General features: G+C 70.5%; 9 protein-coding genes. 2 read left to right on the plus strand and 7 right to left on the minus strand.

Features of this window, described 5'->3' with window-relative positions; translation table 11 throughout:
- Positions 1 to 85: 85 nt before the first annotated feature.
- From LR393_RS10760 to LR393_RS10785, 6 genes are all read right to left on the minus strand, one after another.
- Positions 86 to 1,444: a hypothetical protein gene (locus LR393_RS10760; RefSeq protein ID WP_231483666.1), complete on the minus strand. Its 1,359-nt coding sequence runs from the start codon at positions 1,442 to 1,444 to the stop codon at positions 86 to 88.
- Positions 1,441 to 2,208 (minus strand): RNA polymerase sigma factor SigM, encoded by a 768-nt coding sequence (gene sigM / locus LR393_RS10765; protein ID WP_231483667.1) that lies wholly within the window; start codon positions 2,206 to 2,208, stop codon positions 1,441 to 1,443. Before sigM ends, LR393_RS10760 begins: the two co-directional genes overlap by 4 nt.
- A complete protein-coding gene (locus LR393_RS10770; RefSeq protein WP_231483669.1) occupies positions 2,205 to 5,267 on the minus strand; it encodes a protein kinase family protein in 3,063 nt (1,020 codons plus the stop codon). The genes sigM and LR393_RS10770 overlap by 4 nt, the downstream gene beginning before the upstream one ends.
- 246 nt (positions 5,268 to 5,513) lie before the next feature.
- Positions 5,514 to 8,276 (minus strand): murein biosynthesis integral membrane protein MurJ, encoded by a 2,763-nt coding sequence (murJ, locus tag LR393_RS10775; protein WP_231483671.1) that lies wholly within the window; start codon positions 8,274 to 8,276, stop codon positions 5,514 to 5,516.
- A complete protein-coding gene (locus tag LR393_RS10780; protein ID WP_231483673.1) occupies positions 8,273 to 10,903 on the minus strand; it encodes a DUF6049 family protein in 2,631 nt (876 codons plus the stop codon). The genes murJ and LR393_RS10780 overlap by 4 nt, the downstream gene beginning before the upstream one ends.
- The gene (locus LR393_RS10785) at positions 10,900 to 11,385 is read right to left on the minus strand and encodes an NUDIX hydrolase (protein ID WP_231483675.1); all 486 of its coding nucleotides are present in this window, start codon (positions 11,383 to 11,385) and stop codon (positions 10,900 to 10,902) included. The genes LR393_RS10780 and LR393_RS10785 overlap by 4 nt, the downstream gene beginning before the upstream one ends.
- Before the next feature lie 49 nt (positions 11,386 to 11,434).
- On the opposite strand from LR393_RS10785, the gene LR393_RS10790 reads away from it, so the two are divergent.
- A complete protein-coding gene (locus LR393_RS10790) occupies positions 11,435 to 12,994 on the plus strand; it encodes a CCA tRNA nucleotidyltransferase (protein ID WP_231483678.1) in 1,560 nt (519 codons plus the stop codon).
- A 408-nt stretch (positions 12,995 to 13,402) separates the two neighbouring features.
- Positions 13,403 to 15,691, plus strand: a complete 2,289-nt coding sequence (locus LR393_RS36300) for an FHA domain-containing protein (protein ID WP_231483679.1) — start codon at positions 13,403 to 13,405, stop codon at positions 15,689 to 15,691.
- Here the strand turns inward: LR393_RS36300 and LR393_RS10800 are convergent, their stop codons facing one another.
- Positions 15,692 to 17,056, minus strand: coding sequence for an MFS transporter (locus tag LR393_RS10800; RefSeq protein ID WP_231483681.1), 1,365 nt, complete (start codon positions 17,054 to 17,056; stop codon positions 15,692 to 15,694).
- Positions 17,057 to 17,131: the final 75 nt, after the last annotated feature.

A 17,131-nucleotide genomic window follows, 5' to 3' on the forward strand; every position in this document is an offset into this window, starting at 1 on the left:
TCGCTGTAGAACCGTTCGGGTGCTCGTCGTGTTCCCGACGCCACCGCCTGCGCAGGCTCAGTAGATGCCCCCGTTCAGAGGCGCCTCACGACTGCACCTCGACCACATCGATGGTGCCGTCGTCACCAGGTTGACAGGTTCGGGCGACGATCCACACGTCGTATCCACCACTTGCACCAGGCAGGACGATCAGCGCGGCCTCGCGACCGTTGTAGGTGGCGAGGTCGACCGCGACCGGATGCGCGTCTTGCTGGTCGATCGCCTGAAGACACTTCTCCAGTGCCTTGGGGTCTTTCAGCAGCTCACCGTTGTCGGTCCCGGTCTCCGTCCCGGACGCACCCGGCATCTCGCCGGTCTCGGGCTCGCCCTGGCTCTGGGCGGACATCGTGGTGTCGCCGCTCTCGCCCGCAGTCGCGGAAGGAGCCGTCACCGGGGTCGTCACCAGGCCGTCGATCTGCTTCTTCAGCCCGGCCCGCTGGTACTGGGTGCCGGTTTCCTGCACCGTGGCCAGAAGGGGACCGCTCGCCGCCGTGCTCGCGCCGCTGGACTCGCTCTCCGAGCCCCGGCCCTTGAGCATCCAGGTGGCGCCACCGCCGGCCAGGGCCAGCACGATCACCACCGCGGCGACCAGGCCCGCCGGGATCCGGGGCCAGCGTGAGGGCTCTTCGGCCTTCTGCTCCTCCAGTGCCTGGCGGCGCACGCGCACGGCCTGGGTGGAGTTCTCCATCCGGGTGAGCTTGCCGGGCGCCCGGTCGCGCACCGGGCGCATCGTGCGGGTCATCGAACCGGTGTCGGGCCCCGGCGCCGCCCGGGTGCCGCGGCGCTTGCGTACCGGCTGGGTCAGCTCCGGATCGGGGCCGTTGTCACGGACCGCCGGCTGAAGGATGGTCGCGTCACCCGCCGGGAACACCGGGGCCTCGTTGCTCGTGGGCAGGTTGAGCGGCCGCACGGTGAAGGACGAGGTGTTCGGGGCGGGCTGTGAACGGTCCCGTCGCGCCGGTTGCGGGCCGGTGTGGTGCGGGGGCTGCTGTGGTGAGGGTTGCTGTGGCTGGGGGGTCGCCGGGCGCTGTCGCTGCGGGCCGGTGGAGTGTTGCTGCTGTTGCGGGCCGGTATTGCCGCTGTTGCCGCTGTGGGCATCACGGCGTACCGGGCCGGTGGCGCCCCGACGGGGGTGCTGCGGTTGTGCCTGTGGCAGCGGCTGCGACACCTGGCCACCCCGGGCCAGGGTGAGCGCCTGCTCCAGCCGGGCCATCACCTGCGGGGGCATCGTCTCGGGCGGCGCCTGACGGATCAGGCCCCGGATGCCCTCGGCGCTGGAGAGCACCGCGGAGCACCGGGCGCAGCCCATCACGTGCCCCTCGACCTGCCGGGCCACATCGATGGGGAGTACGTCGGCGGCGAGGTCGGCGAGGAGGTCATCTTCCGGGTGTGCGGGCATGCTCACCACCCCTCTCCTGCTCGGCTGCGTCCTCGTGGTGGTTCGTCAGCTCTGACGCGGCCGGTGCCTCTCGGGTTCCCGGGATTTCCCGGACGGCCACCCTGGTCATCGTCATAGGGGTCGTTGCGGTACGGGCTCGGGCGGGCGTCACCGATGAAACCGGGTGTCGCGGTGCTGGTCTGCCCGGGCCGGCGATCATGTTTCTGAGCAGGGGAAACAGGCTGGGACCCGGGGGTCTCGCCGCGCAGCAGCTGGGCCAGGGCGACACGGCCGCGCGAGCACCGCGACTTCACCGTGCCTTCCGCCACACCCAGCATCTGAGCCACCTCGGCGACCGGGACGTCGTCGAGGTCGACCAGCACCAGGGCAACGCGCTGCGCCTCGGGGAGCTTGTTCAGGGCGGACCGGACGTCGAGCCGGGCCACCGTGGCGCCGTGCTCGTCGATCCCCGTGATCACGTCGCGCTCGCCCAGGGGCACGCTCGGCCGGGCGGCGCGCCGGCGCATGCGGTCGAGCGCGGCGTTCACCACGATCCGGTGCAGCCACGTACTGACCGCTGCGTCACCCCGATAGTGGTCGGCATAGCGCAGTGCCGAGACCATCGCGTCCTGCACGGCGTCGGCGGCTTCCTCAGGATCCCCGGTGGTGCGCAGAGCGACCGCCCAGAGGCGGTCGGCGTGCCGGCGGACGATCGTGGAGAAGGCGTCCGGATCGCCGGTGAGGTGGGCTGCGATCAGACGGCGGTCGTCCACCTCGCCGTCGTCACTCACGTCAGTCGCACCTCGGAGACATTCAGCCGGTACTCACCCTCGATCGAGGGCAGTTCGGTGAACCACACAATGACGTACTTCGCCTCATCGACATCGTCATCGGGGTCGACCGTGATCTTGCCGTCGCCCAACTTCCCGGAGCCGATCAGCTTCGAGCCGTCGTAGTCCGGCCCGTCGGCAGAGCGCAGCTGCACCCGGCCACCCGTTCCGGCGACATCGATCTCAGCGGAGCTTACCGCCGCCGCACGCCTCAACTCGATCGCCAGCCCCAGGCCTTTCTTCAGGCCCCCAAATTTGGCATTTCCGTACCAGTTGGACTCCCATTCGGTGCCCTTCTTGCCGTCCACCGCCCGGGGTGCATCGGCGGAGTTCTCGTCGCCATCGCCCTGAGGGTCGATTGCCGTGGCGGTACGGATTTTCACCGGTTCGACGATCTTCTCGACGGGTTCGGCCGTCACCGAGGCCTTTGCCTCGGCACTGGCTCCCGGGCTCGGGGGCGGCTCGACCGTGTTCGCCGGCTGCGTGGTGATGAGGGGGCCCGTCTCCCGGACGGCGACCGAGTCGTCGTCGGAATCGAGCACCACCCCGCGCAGTTGCCAGGCGGCCACCAGGAGCAGCACCAGGAACACCCCGACGATGCCGAACAGCACCTTGCGGGACTGCCCCTTGGACGGCGCCTCCGGTGGGATCACGATCGGGAACGGCCCGCTCGACTCCAGGGGTGAGGGCGGCTCGTTCGAGTGCGGGTTGTGCGACCAGCCCTGTTCCCAGGGCAGGCGGGAGGCGGCGGCCGCCGACGCACGCCCGTCGGCGGGGCCGCGGTGACGTCCTGGACCGGCCGACGGCTGCGAACCCATTGCGGAATGCTCGCCCCAGGTGTCGCCGGGCGCCACTTCACTGTCGGGTGTGTCACTGCCCGGCCGGCCGGCGCCGGGCCGACCGGCGGTACTCGCCGAGGCGAAGAACGACGGTGAAGCCCCTGGTCCGGGGTCCGGGGTGATCGGTCGGGCCATCAGGTTGGGGCTGCCGGAGCCCGGTACATCGGCAAGGGGACGCGAGGTCGGACGGCCCGCCCGGAGTCCGGCGGCGGTGCGGGCTGCCGCGGCGGTCGGGATCGGGCCGCTGTCGAGCAGATTCGGCCTCGGCTGGTCGGGGCTGCCCGCCGATCTGGGGGGCTGGGCGAACTGGGCGGCCCGTACGGTCGGGGGCTGCGGCGGCCTTGGGGGCTGCTGAGTTTGCTGTGGCTGCTGTGGCTGTCGAGGTTGGCGGACCGGTTCCGGGGCAGACGCGTTCTGCTGCGCCCGCCGGGCCTCGCGCAGAGGGGCCGGGGTGAGGTCGGTGTTCGCGGCCGGCTCGATGCCGAAGAGGGCATCGGTGCGGTCGCCGCCCTTCGGTCGCGGCGGCAGCGGCATCGAACCGGTCATCGCGACACTGGGCGTCGGGAAGATCGACGCGGTACGCCGCACGGGCGGGCTCATCGGCCTGGCCGGTTCCGCGCCCTGCGGGCGGTTCTGGGGGCGCTGCGGAGCCTGCGGGCGGGGCTGGTTCTGTGGAGATCGAGGACGTTGTGGAGACCCCGGTCCCTGGGGCACCTGGGGAGCGGCGGTGACTTTTCGGGGTGCCGGACGCGCACCGTCGGTGCGGTTGCCACCAACCGGCTGAACGGGCTGAACCGGCTGAATCGGCTGGGAGTTCCGGGCGGTCTCCGGCGCGGCTTCTTCCCCGGCCGGGGGGTTGCCGAACATCGCGTCGGTGCGGTCACCACCCTGGGCCCGCGGCGGCAACGGCATCGAGCCGGTGATCGCCACGCTCGGGGTCGGGAACAGCGACGCGGTGCGTCGTTCGGGCCGGGCTGCGGGCGCGGCGTTCTCCGGGGGTGCGGCGGACGGACGCTCCGGGGGCGACCCGCTCGGCCAGGCCTGCGGGCGCGAGCCCCGGTTGACAGGCGGTTGCCCGGAGGGGTTGCCGGCCGACCGGACCTGGGAGAACAGCTCGGGGGGAACCGCGCTCGGCGGAAGCGTCGCGTCCGGATCCACTTCCCGGTCGCGCCGTCGCGGGTCGAACAGGCTCTCGCCACCGGCCGGGGCCCAGGCCGACGCATCCCGGGCGGAGGCACCTGAACCGACCGGTCCGGAAGCGCCCTGGCCGGCGGAAGATCCGATGGGGGAGACCGGGCCACCCGGCCGGAAGCCCGAGGCGGGGGTCTGACCCCGGGGCGGACGCCCGCGCATGACCAGCGCCGGGTTCGGCGTGGCCGGGGCGACGGGCCGGCGCGGGCGGGAGGCCGACCGCAGCGGCGCTTCGTCGGCACTCGGCCACGGGGAGAGCGCACCGACGACCTCGGCCGGGGTGTGCGGACCGCTGTCCAGCGGCCCGAGCGTGAGCAGGCACAGCCGGTTCAGGTCGCCGGGGATGTCGGGGATCAGTTCGGAGGGCGCGATCGGTCCACCGTCGTTCGCCCGCGGGGCCGGGGCGAAACCGGTGTCGTCGAGTGGCCAGCGCCCGGTGAGCCCGGCGTAGAGCAGGCCGATGAGGCTCAGCGCGTCCATCCGGCTGGCCGTGGCCGCGACCTTGGGGTCGATCCCGGCGGAGGCGGCCTCGACGGCCACTCCGGAGATCTTGATGGTGTTGTCGTAGGTGATGATCACCGAGCGCGGGGTCAGCCGCAGATGGTGCAGTCCGCGGGCAGCGGCGCCGCGCAGGCCCTGGGCCACCTCACCGACGATGCGGCGCACCACCGGTGGGTCGAGCGGAGCCCGCTCGATCAGGGTGGCCAGGCTGTCGCCGTCGACGTCGGCGCTGACCATGAACGTGATGTCCTCGTGCGTGCCCACGTCGAGCACCCGCACGAGGCGCGGATCATCGATCAGGGCGGCGCGGCGCGCGGCATCGGCCACGTCGGCCGAATAGGGGTGTCCGGGTCTCATGACCCGAACCGTCACCGGCCGGTCGAGCGTGAGGTCCGCCGCCCGCCAGACCGACGAGTCGGTGTTGGCGTGATAGCGGTCTTCAAGTCGGTAGCGGCCGGCCAGAACGGTGCCGCGGGTGGCGTTGGACAAGCCCGTGCACTCCTTCCAGCCCGATGGCAGCGCAGTCCGTCTTGTCGGCAGTCGGCACGGATGCCGGCCACTGACGGGATCGTCGGTACGGATCCGTATTCCATCGTAGTTCTCCCGGTCGCCCGGAACGAGATGTCATGCACATCACGCACCCAAGAGCGCCGTACGCCCCATTGAAGTGACATGCGGGAACCTGTGAGCACACAGAGTGAGGACGACGCGCTGCCTCGCCTGCTCGCGTGGTTCTCAGTGGGTCGAGTGCCGGGCGACTGTCTCCGGAGACGACGGCAACCGGCGCAACAGAGGCCCGAAAACGTCCTCAATCTCCTGGACCCCGAGCTGACGCAGGCCGGCCACGTAGACGAACAGCAGCATGAGCCCTCCGACGATGGAGGCGATGATGCACGCCACCCAGCCGTCGCCGAGGAAGATGTGGGTGGACCGCGCCATCAGCCAGGCCACACCACCACCGATGCCGCCCACCGCGAACAGTTCGATGTGGGAGCGCACCACCGCACGCCCGTCCAGGTCACCGAAGCGCATCCGCAGGATCCAGTAGGACAGCAGGGCGCTGACGAAGTTGGACGCGGCCATCGAGAGGCCGACGCCGATGACGATGTACTGCGGGGTCTCACGCAGCAGGTAGAGCGAGATGAGGTTGCCCACCGCCCAGGTGCCGCTCGTGCCGATCTGGATGAAGAACGGCGTCTTGGCGTCCTCGAAGGCGAAGAACACGCGCTGGAACAGGTACTGCGCGCTGAACGGCACCAGGCCCAGCGCCATCGCCATCACCACGTAGGCGATGCCGTTGGTCGTGGAACGGTGCGCGCTCGGGAACATCGAGGCGGCGATGTCGGGCCCGAGGGCGAGGATCGCCGCGGTCGAGACCACGGTGGCCAGACCGGTGAGGCGCAGACCGAGTGAGAGGTCGGCCCGGACATCCCTGAGCCGGTTCTCCGCCGCGGCGTTCGACATCCGCGTGAACAGCGCGGTGACCAGCGAGACCGCGACCAGTGAGTGCGGCAGCATGAACAGCAGCAGGGCGTTGTCGTAGATCGCCTTACCGGTGTCGATCGCCGCTTCTGGATGGTCTTTCATCAAGTTGCTGGCGGTGGTGGTGACCCTCGAGATGACCACGAAGGCCAGCTGCTGCACGACCACCGCGGCGAAGGTCCAGCCGGCCACCCGGCTCGCCGAGGCCAGGCCCACTCCGCGCAGACCGAACTTCGGCCGGTAGCGGATACCGGCGCGGCTCAGCAGGGGGATGAGTACCAGGGCCTGGGCCGCCACGCCCAGGGTCTGGCTGCCGGCCAGCAGCATGACCTTGCTGTCGGTCCATTCAGTGCCTGACTGGGTACCGCCGCCGTAGACCGCGATGAAGGCGGCCAGACCGGCGATGGAGACCACGTTGTTGAGCACCGGTGACCACATGAACGCGCCGAACTTGCCGCGGGCGTTCAGCACCTGGCCGAGCAGGGTGTAGACGCCGTAGAAGAACACCTGGGGCAGACACCACAGCGAGAACGCCGCGGTGAGGGTGATGAGGTCGGGGCTCCAGTCGTCGGACGCGTAGACCTTGACCAGTAGCGGCGAGCCCAGGAGCACCAGCACGGTGACCGCGGCCAGCAGGCCGAGCGCCGCCGTCAGCAGGCGGTTGATGTAGTCCTCGCCGCCGTCTTTCTGCTTAGCGGCCCGGGCGATCTGCGGAACCAGGACCGCATTCAGCACACCGCCGGCGAGGAGGATGTAGAGCGCGTTGGGCATGATGTTGGCGACCGAGAAGGCGTCCGCCGCACCTGCGTCACCACCCGGCGTCACCGCCGCGACCAGCACCGAGGCCCGCACGAAACCGAGCAGTCGGGAGACCATCGTCCCCGCCGCCATCAGCGCGCTGCTGCCCAGCAGCGAGGAGGCGCGCGAGGCGGACTGCGCCCGGTTGTTCTCCTCCTGCTCCGGCTCCTCGAACTCCGGTTCGGCCTGACCACGGTCGCCGTAGTCCCAGTCGTCGTAACCGTGCTCGTCGTAGTCATGGCCGCGGTCGTCGTACCCGCGGTCGTCGCGCGGCCGCGGCGCCACCGGCGGCAGCGGCCGGCGCGGGGCCCGGGCGATCGGCGCCCGGATCGGCTCGATCGGCCGGGTGACGTCCGAGGGCATGGCAGTGCCCTCGACGAGACCCAGCAGGTTCAGTGAACCGGTCAGCTCGGCCGGGTCGAGACCGGACAGGTCGTAGGGGCTGTCGGGGGTCGGGGGCGGCGGCTGCGCCGCCCGCCGGCCTCGTCGGCTGTTGCCGGCCTCCGGGGTCTCCGGGTCGAGCGGGTGGAAGTACTGCTGCTGCTCCCCGCTCCCGGAGTCCCAGTCGTCGTAACCCTGCTCGTAGCCCTGCTGATACCCCTGGCCGGAGTCGCCGTGGCCGGCCTGCTCGTCGCGCGACTGGTCGTAGGGCTCGTCGTACTGCCCATACCCGCCACCCTGACCCGACTGACCACCCTGTCCGTACTCGTCCTGCGCGTACCGGGCTTGCTCGGGCCGGTACGGTCGCACCTGCACCGTCGGGTCTTCGGGGGCCACCGGCAGCGGCACGGCGTGCTGGTTCTGCGGGTCCTGGTTGCGGGGGCGCCGGAATTCCTGCGGCACCGGCCGCGTGGGATCGGCCGGCGCCACCGGCTGATCACCCTGATCGCCGCGGGGCGGTGCCGGGCGCGGCCGACGCCGGCGCGGCTCGGCCGGCGGCTGGTTCCACCAGGCATCGGCGGGTTGCTGCGGGGCCGGTGGCGGTTGCTGCTGCGCCTGCCGCTGGGCCTGACGCTGAGCCGACCGCGATCGGCGGGTGGGACCTTCGTGCTGGGACACGTACTCGGACTCTCTCTGGGCCGCGTACGGGTCTCCCTCGTACTGGTCTTGCGGGTACTGCTCCTGCGGGTACTGACCGTCAGCCCGCCGAGGCCGCATCGGGTGGTCCGGGTCGTCGGGGGGCACAGGTGTGCCGTCGTCCGACGACCACCCGCTCACCTGTTCTCCTTCGGCATCGTCGGACTTCGACGCTCCGCCCCTTTCGTTGCGGCCATCGTCGGTACCGAGCTGGACTTCTGTTCATGCATACCCCGCGGGGTGCCCGGAGTCCCGGAGGCTGATCCGGTGCCGGACGCGCGGAGTTTGTCTTCCCCAGTACCTGAGCCTTGTGGAGATCGTTCTGTTGCGCCAGCCGAGCGCTGGATCGGTGCGCTGTCCGTCACATCGGCCGGGGCGGAAGGGGTGTCAGGGGCATTCGCGGCCGGGAACTCGTCGGTGGCGACGCGCGGCGCGGCTTCCTTCGTCGCCTTGCGGGCGGCGCGGGTGGCCTCGTCATCGATGTCCGGAATCGTGCTGAGCGGTACCTTCGGCCGGGTCTTGTTGCGCCGGAAGCTGCGCAGCAGACCGACGAGCAGCAGCAGACCCAGCAGGACCGCCATGCCGATCATGCCCCAGCTCTCCCATTTCGGGCGCACCTTGACCTCGAAGGTCTGCGGGCTGCCGAGCACCCGCTGTTTCGTGCCCTCACCGGTCAGCAGCTTGGTCTGGACCAGCACGTTGCCGGTCGCGATGGCCGTGGCCTCGACCCGGAACGACTGCCGGTGCCCCGCCAGGATGGTGACGGGGTCGGGCTGCCGATCGATCTTCAGCTGGCCGGAGCCGGCACTGAAACTCACCGAGACGCGCAGGTCGAAGTCGGTCTTGTTGTCCACGGTGACGGGGATCAGGGCGGAGCGGGCCGTGAAGACCTTGCTCTCCGTGCCGATGAGCAACTGCACCTTGCCGGTGAGATCGCCCACGTCGTCCATCACCGCCCGCCGGGCCTGCGCCTGACCATCGAGGTCGGACCGCCAGGCGTAGGACAGCAGCGAGGTGATGCGCTGCTCCAGGCGCTGCACGACATCCTGGTTGTTGATCAGCGCCGGGGCGATATTGCCCAGCTCACGGTCCATGGCCAGGGCGTTGCTCAGGTTGCCCTTGGGTAGCTCGCTGCGGAGCGCCTTCCGCCCGTACCGATGGCTCTCACGGTCCACGGCGCTGGACTGGCCCAGCTTCTTCAGGCTGCTGAGCGACACCCACGAGGCCTCGCGCAGGGCACTGGTCAGCCGCTGCACGTCGCCCGGCCGGGGATCCCAGTTGCGCGGTGCCACGGCCAGAACCTGCCGGGACTGTGAGTCCGAGGTGGTCACGGCCGATTCGGTGCTGATGGCGGCCAGGACGGCGAGCATCGTCTGCGTGGTCTCGGCGCCCGGGTCGCGGCCGGAGTCGGTGAACAGGCCGGAAAGTTCGTCGTCGTAGAGCAGCCCGGTGAGCGTGTTGTCCTTGCTGCGCACCGTGCTCTTGCCGTTCGGGGTGTAGCTGATCTCCGGGTCGGCCGGTTGCTGGCCCTCGGAGAGGATCACCGACTGGTGCCCGGTGTCGACGAGGCCGTCGATCGCCTGCCGCGAGATCTGCCCGTCGGCCGGCCAGGCGATGCGCGAGTACAGCGACGAGCCCAGCGCTTCCTTCTCGATCGATTCGCCGAGCTTGTCCGACTGGCGCAGCAGACCGGAGCTCTTACCGCCCTTGAGGAGGGAGTTCAGATCGGTGTCGGCGTACGGCAGGCCGAGTACCGTGCGCTTCTTACGACCCGAGGTGATGCGGCTGAGCCAGGCCGTTCCGGCCGTTTTCGCGGTCTCGTTGCTGATGCCGAGTTCGGTCGCCGCCTCGTTGTCGGGGGGCTGACTGGGAGAGGCCGAGGACGAGCTGGTCGGCTCGTCGCCGTCGGCCTCCTCGTCGTCCTTGGTGGCGGCATCACTGATCCCGCCCTCCTTCAGGGACTGCGCGGCGGCCAGCAGCGCGGGGTCAACCGCCCAGCCGATCGCCGGGTCGTCGGTGGCCGTGAGGATGCGGGAGAGCCGGGAGTCGGGCAGCAGCTCCGCTGCGGCCTCCTCGGTCGCCAGGCCCGCCGTGGTGGAGGGGACGACCGAGGTCAGCGGCGCGAGCAGGGTCAGCCCGAGCTTCGAGTCGCTCCCCTGCGGGGCCCAGACCAGGGTCGACCGGATCGCGTCGAGTTGCCGGCCGGCCGCCGAGGAGGCGACCAGCGAGAACGGGCGCGGGCCGAAGGAACTGCTCCAGCTGGAGAGCCCCAGTCCACCGGCCGGGACGGTCAGCGTGAACGGCACCGACTGCTTCGCCCGGATGCTGCCCAGATCCTGGCTCTTGAGCAGGGTGCCCGTGGTGGCCACGTCCCCCTTCTCGACCCAGTCGACGACCGCGTCCCGCCCGTCCAGCGCGGTGTAGCTGAACCGCAGCGACACCGTGACGTTCTTCAGGGCCCGGGCGCTGAAGTTCCGCGCGACCCCGGTGACCACCAGATCGTCCTGGGCCGTCACCGAGGTCGGCGAGACGCGCGACAGGGTGAGTTGCAGGTTCCGGGAGGCGGCGGCGGTACCCAGAGTTTTTGAGGACGCCGATGGGCCCCCGGTGGTGGTGGTCACCTGCTCGGGGGTGGTGTTCGAGGGCTGGGCCTGTCTGCTCGAGGCAGCCAGGGCAGGCGCAGTGGACGGGCCCAGCACCCCCAGGGTGATGGCCATGGTCAACATTCCGGTGGTGAGCCCCCGGCGCACGTTCGCCAGGTACCTCACGCGGAATCCAGGAGTCGCACACTCGCCTCGCGCGCTATCCGGCGTTCGTTGGGGAACGCCAGTTTCTGGTCAAGTTCAGGAAGAGGCACCCAGGCCACGTCGATCGCCTCGTGGTCCGGATCGCCCTCGGTACTGAGCTGGCCGCCGGTGGCCAGCAACAAGTAATGATGCACGTGCTTGTGTACTCGTTTGCCCTCGACCGAGAACCAATAGTCGATCGTTCCCAGACCGTGAAGTATCCGGCCGCGGATGCCGGTCTCCTCCTCGATCTCCCGGACGGCCGCCTGTTCGGGCGTCTCGTCCAGCTCCAGATGCCCCTTGGGCAGGCACCACTCGACCCGTCCGGCCCGGTTCAGCCGGGCGATCACGGCCCCTCGCGGAGCCTCGCCCGAGCGGTCGACGACCAGGCCACCGGCCGAGGTCTCCTCCACGGTCGGCAGCGACCTGCGCGGCCCGTTCGGGGGCCGTGAGGGTCGGGGCATGCCGTCACTGTACTTACCCCGGCGCACCCATCTGGCACGCTTGGGGCTCGTGCCACAGACCCCCTCCGACGACCTGACCGATGCCCGCCGGGCCGCGGCAGCGCGTCTGGTCCCGCTGCAGCCCCTGCTCACCGAGCTCGGATCCGTCTTTTCCGCCGCAGGCCACCGGCTCGCGCTGGTCGGCGGTCCGGTGCGCGACGCCCTGCTCGGCAGGCAGAGTCCGGATCTCGACTTCACCACCGACGCGCGCCCGGAAGAGACCATCCGGCTGCTGCGCGGGTGGGGTGACTCGCACTGGGACATCGGCAAGGCCTTCGGCACCATCGGCGCTCGCAAGGGTGACCACGTGGTGGAGGTCACCACCTACCGCGCCGACGTGTACCGCGAGGACTCCCGCAAACCCCAGGTGGCCTACGGCGACACGCTCGAGGCTGATCTGCTGCGTCGTGACTTCACCGTCAACGCCATGGCCCTGGAACTGCCGGAGCTGACGTTCGTCGATCCCTACGGCGGTCTGGCCGACCTGACGGCCGGGGTACTGCGCACGCCCGGTGCCCCCGAGGTCTCGTTCGGTGACGACCCGCTGCGGATGATGCGCGGGGCCCGGTTCGCCGCCCAGCTCGGGTTCCGCGTGGCCCCGGAGGCCCTGACGGCGATGACGGCGATGGCCGACCGCATCTCCATCGTGTCGGCCGAGCGGGTCCGGGTGGAGCTGGAGAAGCTGCTGCTGGCTCCCGACCCGCGTCCCGGCCTGGAGTTGCTGGTCTCCACCGGTCTGGCCGCACGGGTACTGCCCGAGCTGCCGGCCCTGAAGCTGGAGATCGACGAGCACCACCGGCACAAAGACGTCTACGAGCACTCGCTGATCGTGCTGGAGCAGGCGATCGCGCTGGAGGACGGCCCGGACGGCCCGGTTCCGGGTCCTGACCTGGTGCTGCGCCTGGCCGCGATCCTGCACGACATCGGCAAGCCGGCCACCCGCCGGTTCGAGGAGGGTGGCGGCGTCTCCTTCCACCACCACGAGATGGAGGGCGCCAAGCTCACCACCCGGCGGATGAAGGCGCTGCGGTTCGACAAGGACACGATCCAGCAGGTCTCCCGCCTGGTGCAGCTGCACCTGCGCTTCCACGGCTACGGCGACGGCGCCTGGACCGATTCGGCCGTGCGCCGCTACGTCACCGACGCCGGCCCGCTGCTGGACCGCCTGCACAAGCTCACCCGTTCCGACTGCACCACGCGCAACCGGCGGAAGGCGGCCCGGCTCGCCTCTGCCTACGACGACCTGGAGCTGCGCATCGCCGAACTGCGGGAACGGGAAGAACTCGACGCCGTTCGACCTGACCTGGACGGCAACCAGATCATGGAGATCCTCGGCATCCCGGCCGGGCGCGACGTGGGCCGGGCCTGGAAGTTCCTGAAAGACCTGCGCCTGGACCGGGGACAGATCGGTTACGACGAGGCGCGGGAGGCACTGATCGCCTGGTGGGCGGGGGAACAGGCGTCGGCCACCCCGACTTCTGGTGACCAGGTGGGTGTGACGCGTGACGGCGATGACCCGTCCGGGGCAACACCCGCCGGTCCGGGCGGGGAAACCACCGCATCGGCCTAATCGTTAGCTATGAAGTGCCCGGACACCCGGCGCGAGCGCCGCTCGTCGGGGAACATGGAGACGAGGCAATCCGGGGATTGTCCGGAATATGGACGCCTGAGGGGGTGGGCTTGATCGCAGAGACCGTGCGCTGATCACTCTTGGTCACCGTCGGGATTTGTGGCGAGAGCGGCTTTCCTTCGCAACAATTGGGCTGTGTCGCGGCGCGTCAAAGGGCTACGGCTACGCCTGATGGGGTAAGCCTGGTCGTTTTTCTTTGGCATCGCCGTTGGTCTCCGGGCCCGCTGGACTCTAGAGTGGCGGAGCCTCGGACACTTGAGGTGAGATCAGGCGCAACCCGTTGTACAAGGCAATCTGCAACGCGGAGCGACCGAGTCGTTACTAGTACTAGTAAGGGGAGGAGTCATCGTGCAAAGCGGGATCGCCTATGCCGCAGGGCAACTCCTTGCCGTGGTCGCGCCGAGAACTGTGCTCGTCGTGGACGCGCCGACGGACTGGTCTCTGGCCGGCCCGTTGTGGGAGCTGGCCCTCGACGACGCACCCGTCGACGAGATCCTCGACGTGCTGGTCCGGCGCGGTATTCGCACCGCGCCCAGCTTCGCGATCGTCCGGGTCGAGGTGGACGCCGTTCGCGCCCTCGTCCGGGGCAGCGTGCCGGTGTGCTTCGAACGGGCCGGTGAGCCGGTCCGGCTGGACGCCACCGGTGCCACCACCTGGCTGGAGGGCCTGATCTCAGGCGCCCGCCGGGTTCTCGTCGGCGATGTGGAGACCAACTCCGAACTGCCGTTCACCGTCTCCACCGGGGTCGTGCTGGTTTCCGGCCTGGCCCTGAACTGCACGCCGACCACGTCCGACAGCGACGCTGACGCGCCGGCTGCCATCTCCGAAGCGCCGGCCGCCGCACTTCCGGCCGCCGCCGCGCTCGAGGCGCCGGCCGACTCGCCGTCGTCCGAAGACTCCTCCTCGCTGAGCCTGGCCGGTGCCTCCGACCGGGTCGTCGACCTGACCGAGGGCGAACCGCGCACCCCCGCGTACTCCGGTGCCCCCGGGATCGATGCCCGTGAGGGCTGGCAGCCGCTGCCGACCCGTACCGGTGGTTTCCAGCGCGAGGTCAACGGCCACGTGCCGTCGGTGCTCGACTCCCCGTCCGCGGGCTCTTCCTCCACCGGCTCCCTGCAGTCGTCCTCCGGTTCGACCCCCACGCCCGCGTCGTTCTTCGACTCGCGCAGCGGCAGCGACGACCCGGGCGAACTGCTCGACGTCGACGACCTTGCCGGCGGCTCGTCCGACGAGAACGAGAACCAGGGCGAGAGTGCCCGTTCGTTCGACTTCGACGACCTGCTCACCGACGATGCGCCTGACAGCTCCTCGTCGGCCGACCGGTCGAGCCCCGACTCCGGTAGCCACGACGTCTCCGGCCTGAACGGTCACGGCCCGGGCGTCCCGCCCAAACCGCGTCCGGGTGGTGCTCCCGCCGGCTGGCCGCCGGTCGCCGACGAGCCCGATCCGTTCTCCCAGTTCCGGTCCGAGCCGGAAGCACCCGCCTCGTCACCGTGGGGTGCCCCGGAGCCGACGCCCAGTGCGTTCACCCCGGAACCGGCCCCCGGTGCGTTCTCCTCGGAGCCCGCGCCGAGCGCCTTCTCCTCGGAGCCGGCCCCGAGCGCGTTCTCCCCGGAGCCCACGTCGCAGCCGGAGCAGCCCCCGCTGGGTGAGCTGCCGCTGAGGGTACGTGGCCGGTCACTGCGACCCGAGCACCAGATGCCGCCGTCGGCCCCGAACTCCCCGGTCAACGGTTCCCGCATGCTCGGCAACCCGGCCGACCGTTCGCCCCTGGGCACCGGGTCGATCTTCGAGGCCCCGGTCGCTCCTGCGGCCCCGGCCGAGGAGAACGACTCCGAGGTCTCCCGGGTCGACCTGCCCCCGGCCTTCTTCCGCGGTTCCCGGAACCGTCCGGAGGATGAGCTCGAGGACGAGGCCCCGCAGGCCGAGTCCAGCTGGCAGAGCAGTCCGGAGAGCGACTCCTGGACCCCGCCGAGCCGTGGGTTCAACGGTTCCGGCTTCAACGGCCAGCCCCCGGCCTTCGGTGGCCCGCCGGCGATGCCCGACACCTTCCGTCCGGACACCGAGGCCGACGACCAGCAGGACTTCGAAGAAGAAGAGGTCGCGGTCACCGACGAGCCGACCTCCGACGAAGACCAGCAGGACTCGGCGGAAGACGTCGAGGGCCGCGAGCCCCCGCGTCTGCTGGGTGTCTGGTGCGACGCCGGGCACGTCACCTCGCCCGACCGTTCCGAGTGCCGGGTCTGTGGCCTGACGGTTCCGCCGCAGGCGCCGATCCTGGTCGCCCGTCCGCCCCTGGGCGTGCTGGTGTTCGACAACGGTGACCGCATCGAGGTCGACCGCCCGGTCGTGCTCGGTCGTGACCCCAAGCCGCGCACCGACTCGGCCGACCCCGAGGCGCCGTACCTGCACGCCGTGGCCAGCTCCACCGGCCAGGTGTCCCGCACACACGCCGAGATCCGGCCCTCCGGCTGGGATGTCCTGCTCACCGACCTGGGCGCGATGAACGGCACGGCGCTGACCCTGCCGGGTGAGTCGCCGCAGGCCATCGACCCGGGTGTGCCCACCGTGATCAGCCCGGGCTGCCGGGTCGACCTCGGTGGCGAGACCGGCTTCGTGTTCGAGGTCGAGGGCTAGTCAGTCCAGGTTCCGCTGACGAGCGGGGGTCCGGTTCACTGGGCCCCCGCTCGTGCTTTGTGCCTGGGCCCGCTGACGGTGCTCGCGGAAGGTGTAGCCCACGCCGGCGAGGGTGAACAGCAGGGCGACGTCCATGAAAACCATCTGCGAATAACCGTTCTGGGGCAGCAGCACGATGGACAGGCCGGCCGCGGAAACCAGCGCGACGTTGAAAACTACGTCGTACAAGCCGAAGACACGTCCGCGGAAAGCATCGTCGACGTCTCCCTGCAGGATCGAGTCCACACAGATCTTGATGCTCTGGCCAGTGACGCCGAACACGAAAGAGCCGAAGTAGAGCAGCCAGATCGCCGCGTCGGCCACGAAGAACGCCTGCACCACGGCCGAGATGGCGAGGCAGGCGCCGATCCAGCGCCAGGCCCCGATCCGGGCGGCCACCATCGGGGTGACGAAGGCGGCGGTGGCCACGCCGAGGCCGAGCGCAGCCACGACCTGGGCCAGCAGCCGAACCCCTGCATCCGGATTGTTCGGGTCGCTGAAGTAGTTGCGGCACAACAACATCACCGTGATCGTCATGATCCCGTAGCCGATCCGGTGTACCCCGATCACGCCCAGGGCGTTGGCCACCGTGCGGCGACTGCGGATGTGTTGCCCACCGGCCCGCAGGTCACGCAGCACGTCGCCGGCCAGGCTGCCGATCGAGCGCAGGTTCAGGGGTGCGCTCTGATCCGGACCGAGCAGGGTGCGGGGCATGCGCAGGGCGAGGAGCGATGCGGTGGCGTAGCCGAGGGCGGCGATCGTGACCACGGTGGCGTCGGTGGAGTCGCCCGCACCCAGCAGCGTCCGCACGCCGTACCCGAGGGCCCCGCCGGTCATCGTGGCCACGGTGCCGCAGGTGGGGGAGACCGCGTTGGCCATCACCAGCTCGTGCCGGGGCACCACGTGCGGCAGGGACGCGCCCAGGCCGGCCAGGAAGAACCGGTTCATCGACAGACAGGCCAGGGCGCTCGCGTAGACCGGTGGGCCGACCCCGATGGTGAAGATCATCGTGGCCACCGCGAGCACCATCACCGACCGGATCGCGTTGGCCAGCAGCAGCACCTGCCGCCGTTGCCAGACGTCGAGCAGGACACCGGCGAACGGGCCGATGAGGGTGTACGGCACGACCGTCACCACGGCTGCGATCGCCACGGCGGTGGGAGTGGTGGCGCGGCCGGCGGAGAAGAAGACCAGGCTGGCCAGGCCGACCTGGAAGGCTCCGTCGCTGGCCTGAGACACCAGCCGTACGGAGAACAGCTTGCGGAAGTTCGCGCCCCGCAGCACGACCATCAGGTCGGCGAGGAATGACGTTCGGTCTCCCGGCACGCGACCAACAGTAGGCGCGTCATCGCTTCAGGCAATGGATGAGCTGTGGAAATCGTCCATTTCCCGGAAGCCGTC

It is taken from the genome of Kineosporia mesophila (genome assembly GCF_021129235.1).
Lineage (GTDB): Bacteria > Actinomycetota > Actinomycetes > Actinomycetales > Kineosporiaceae > Kineosporia > Kineosporia mesophila.

Coding starts and splice junctions, on each gene's coding strand:
- LR393_RS10785 (WP_231483675.1), bottom strand. CDS start 11,385: ATGCCCCGACCCTCACGGCCCCCGAACGGGCCGCGCAGGTCGCTGCCG.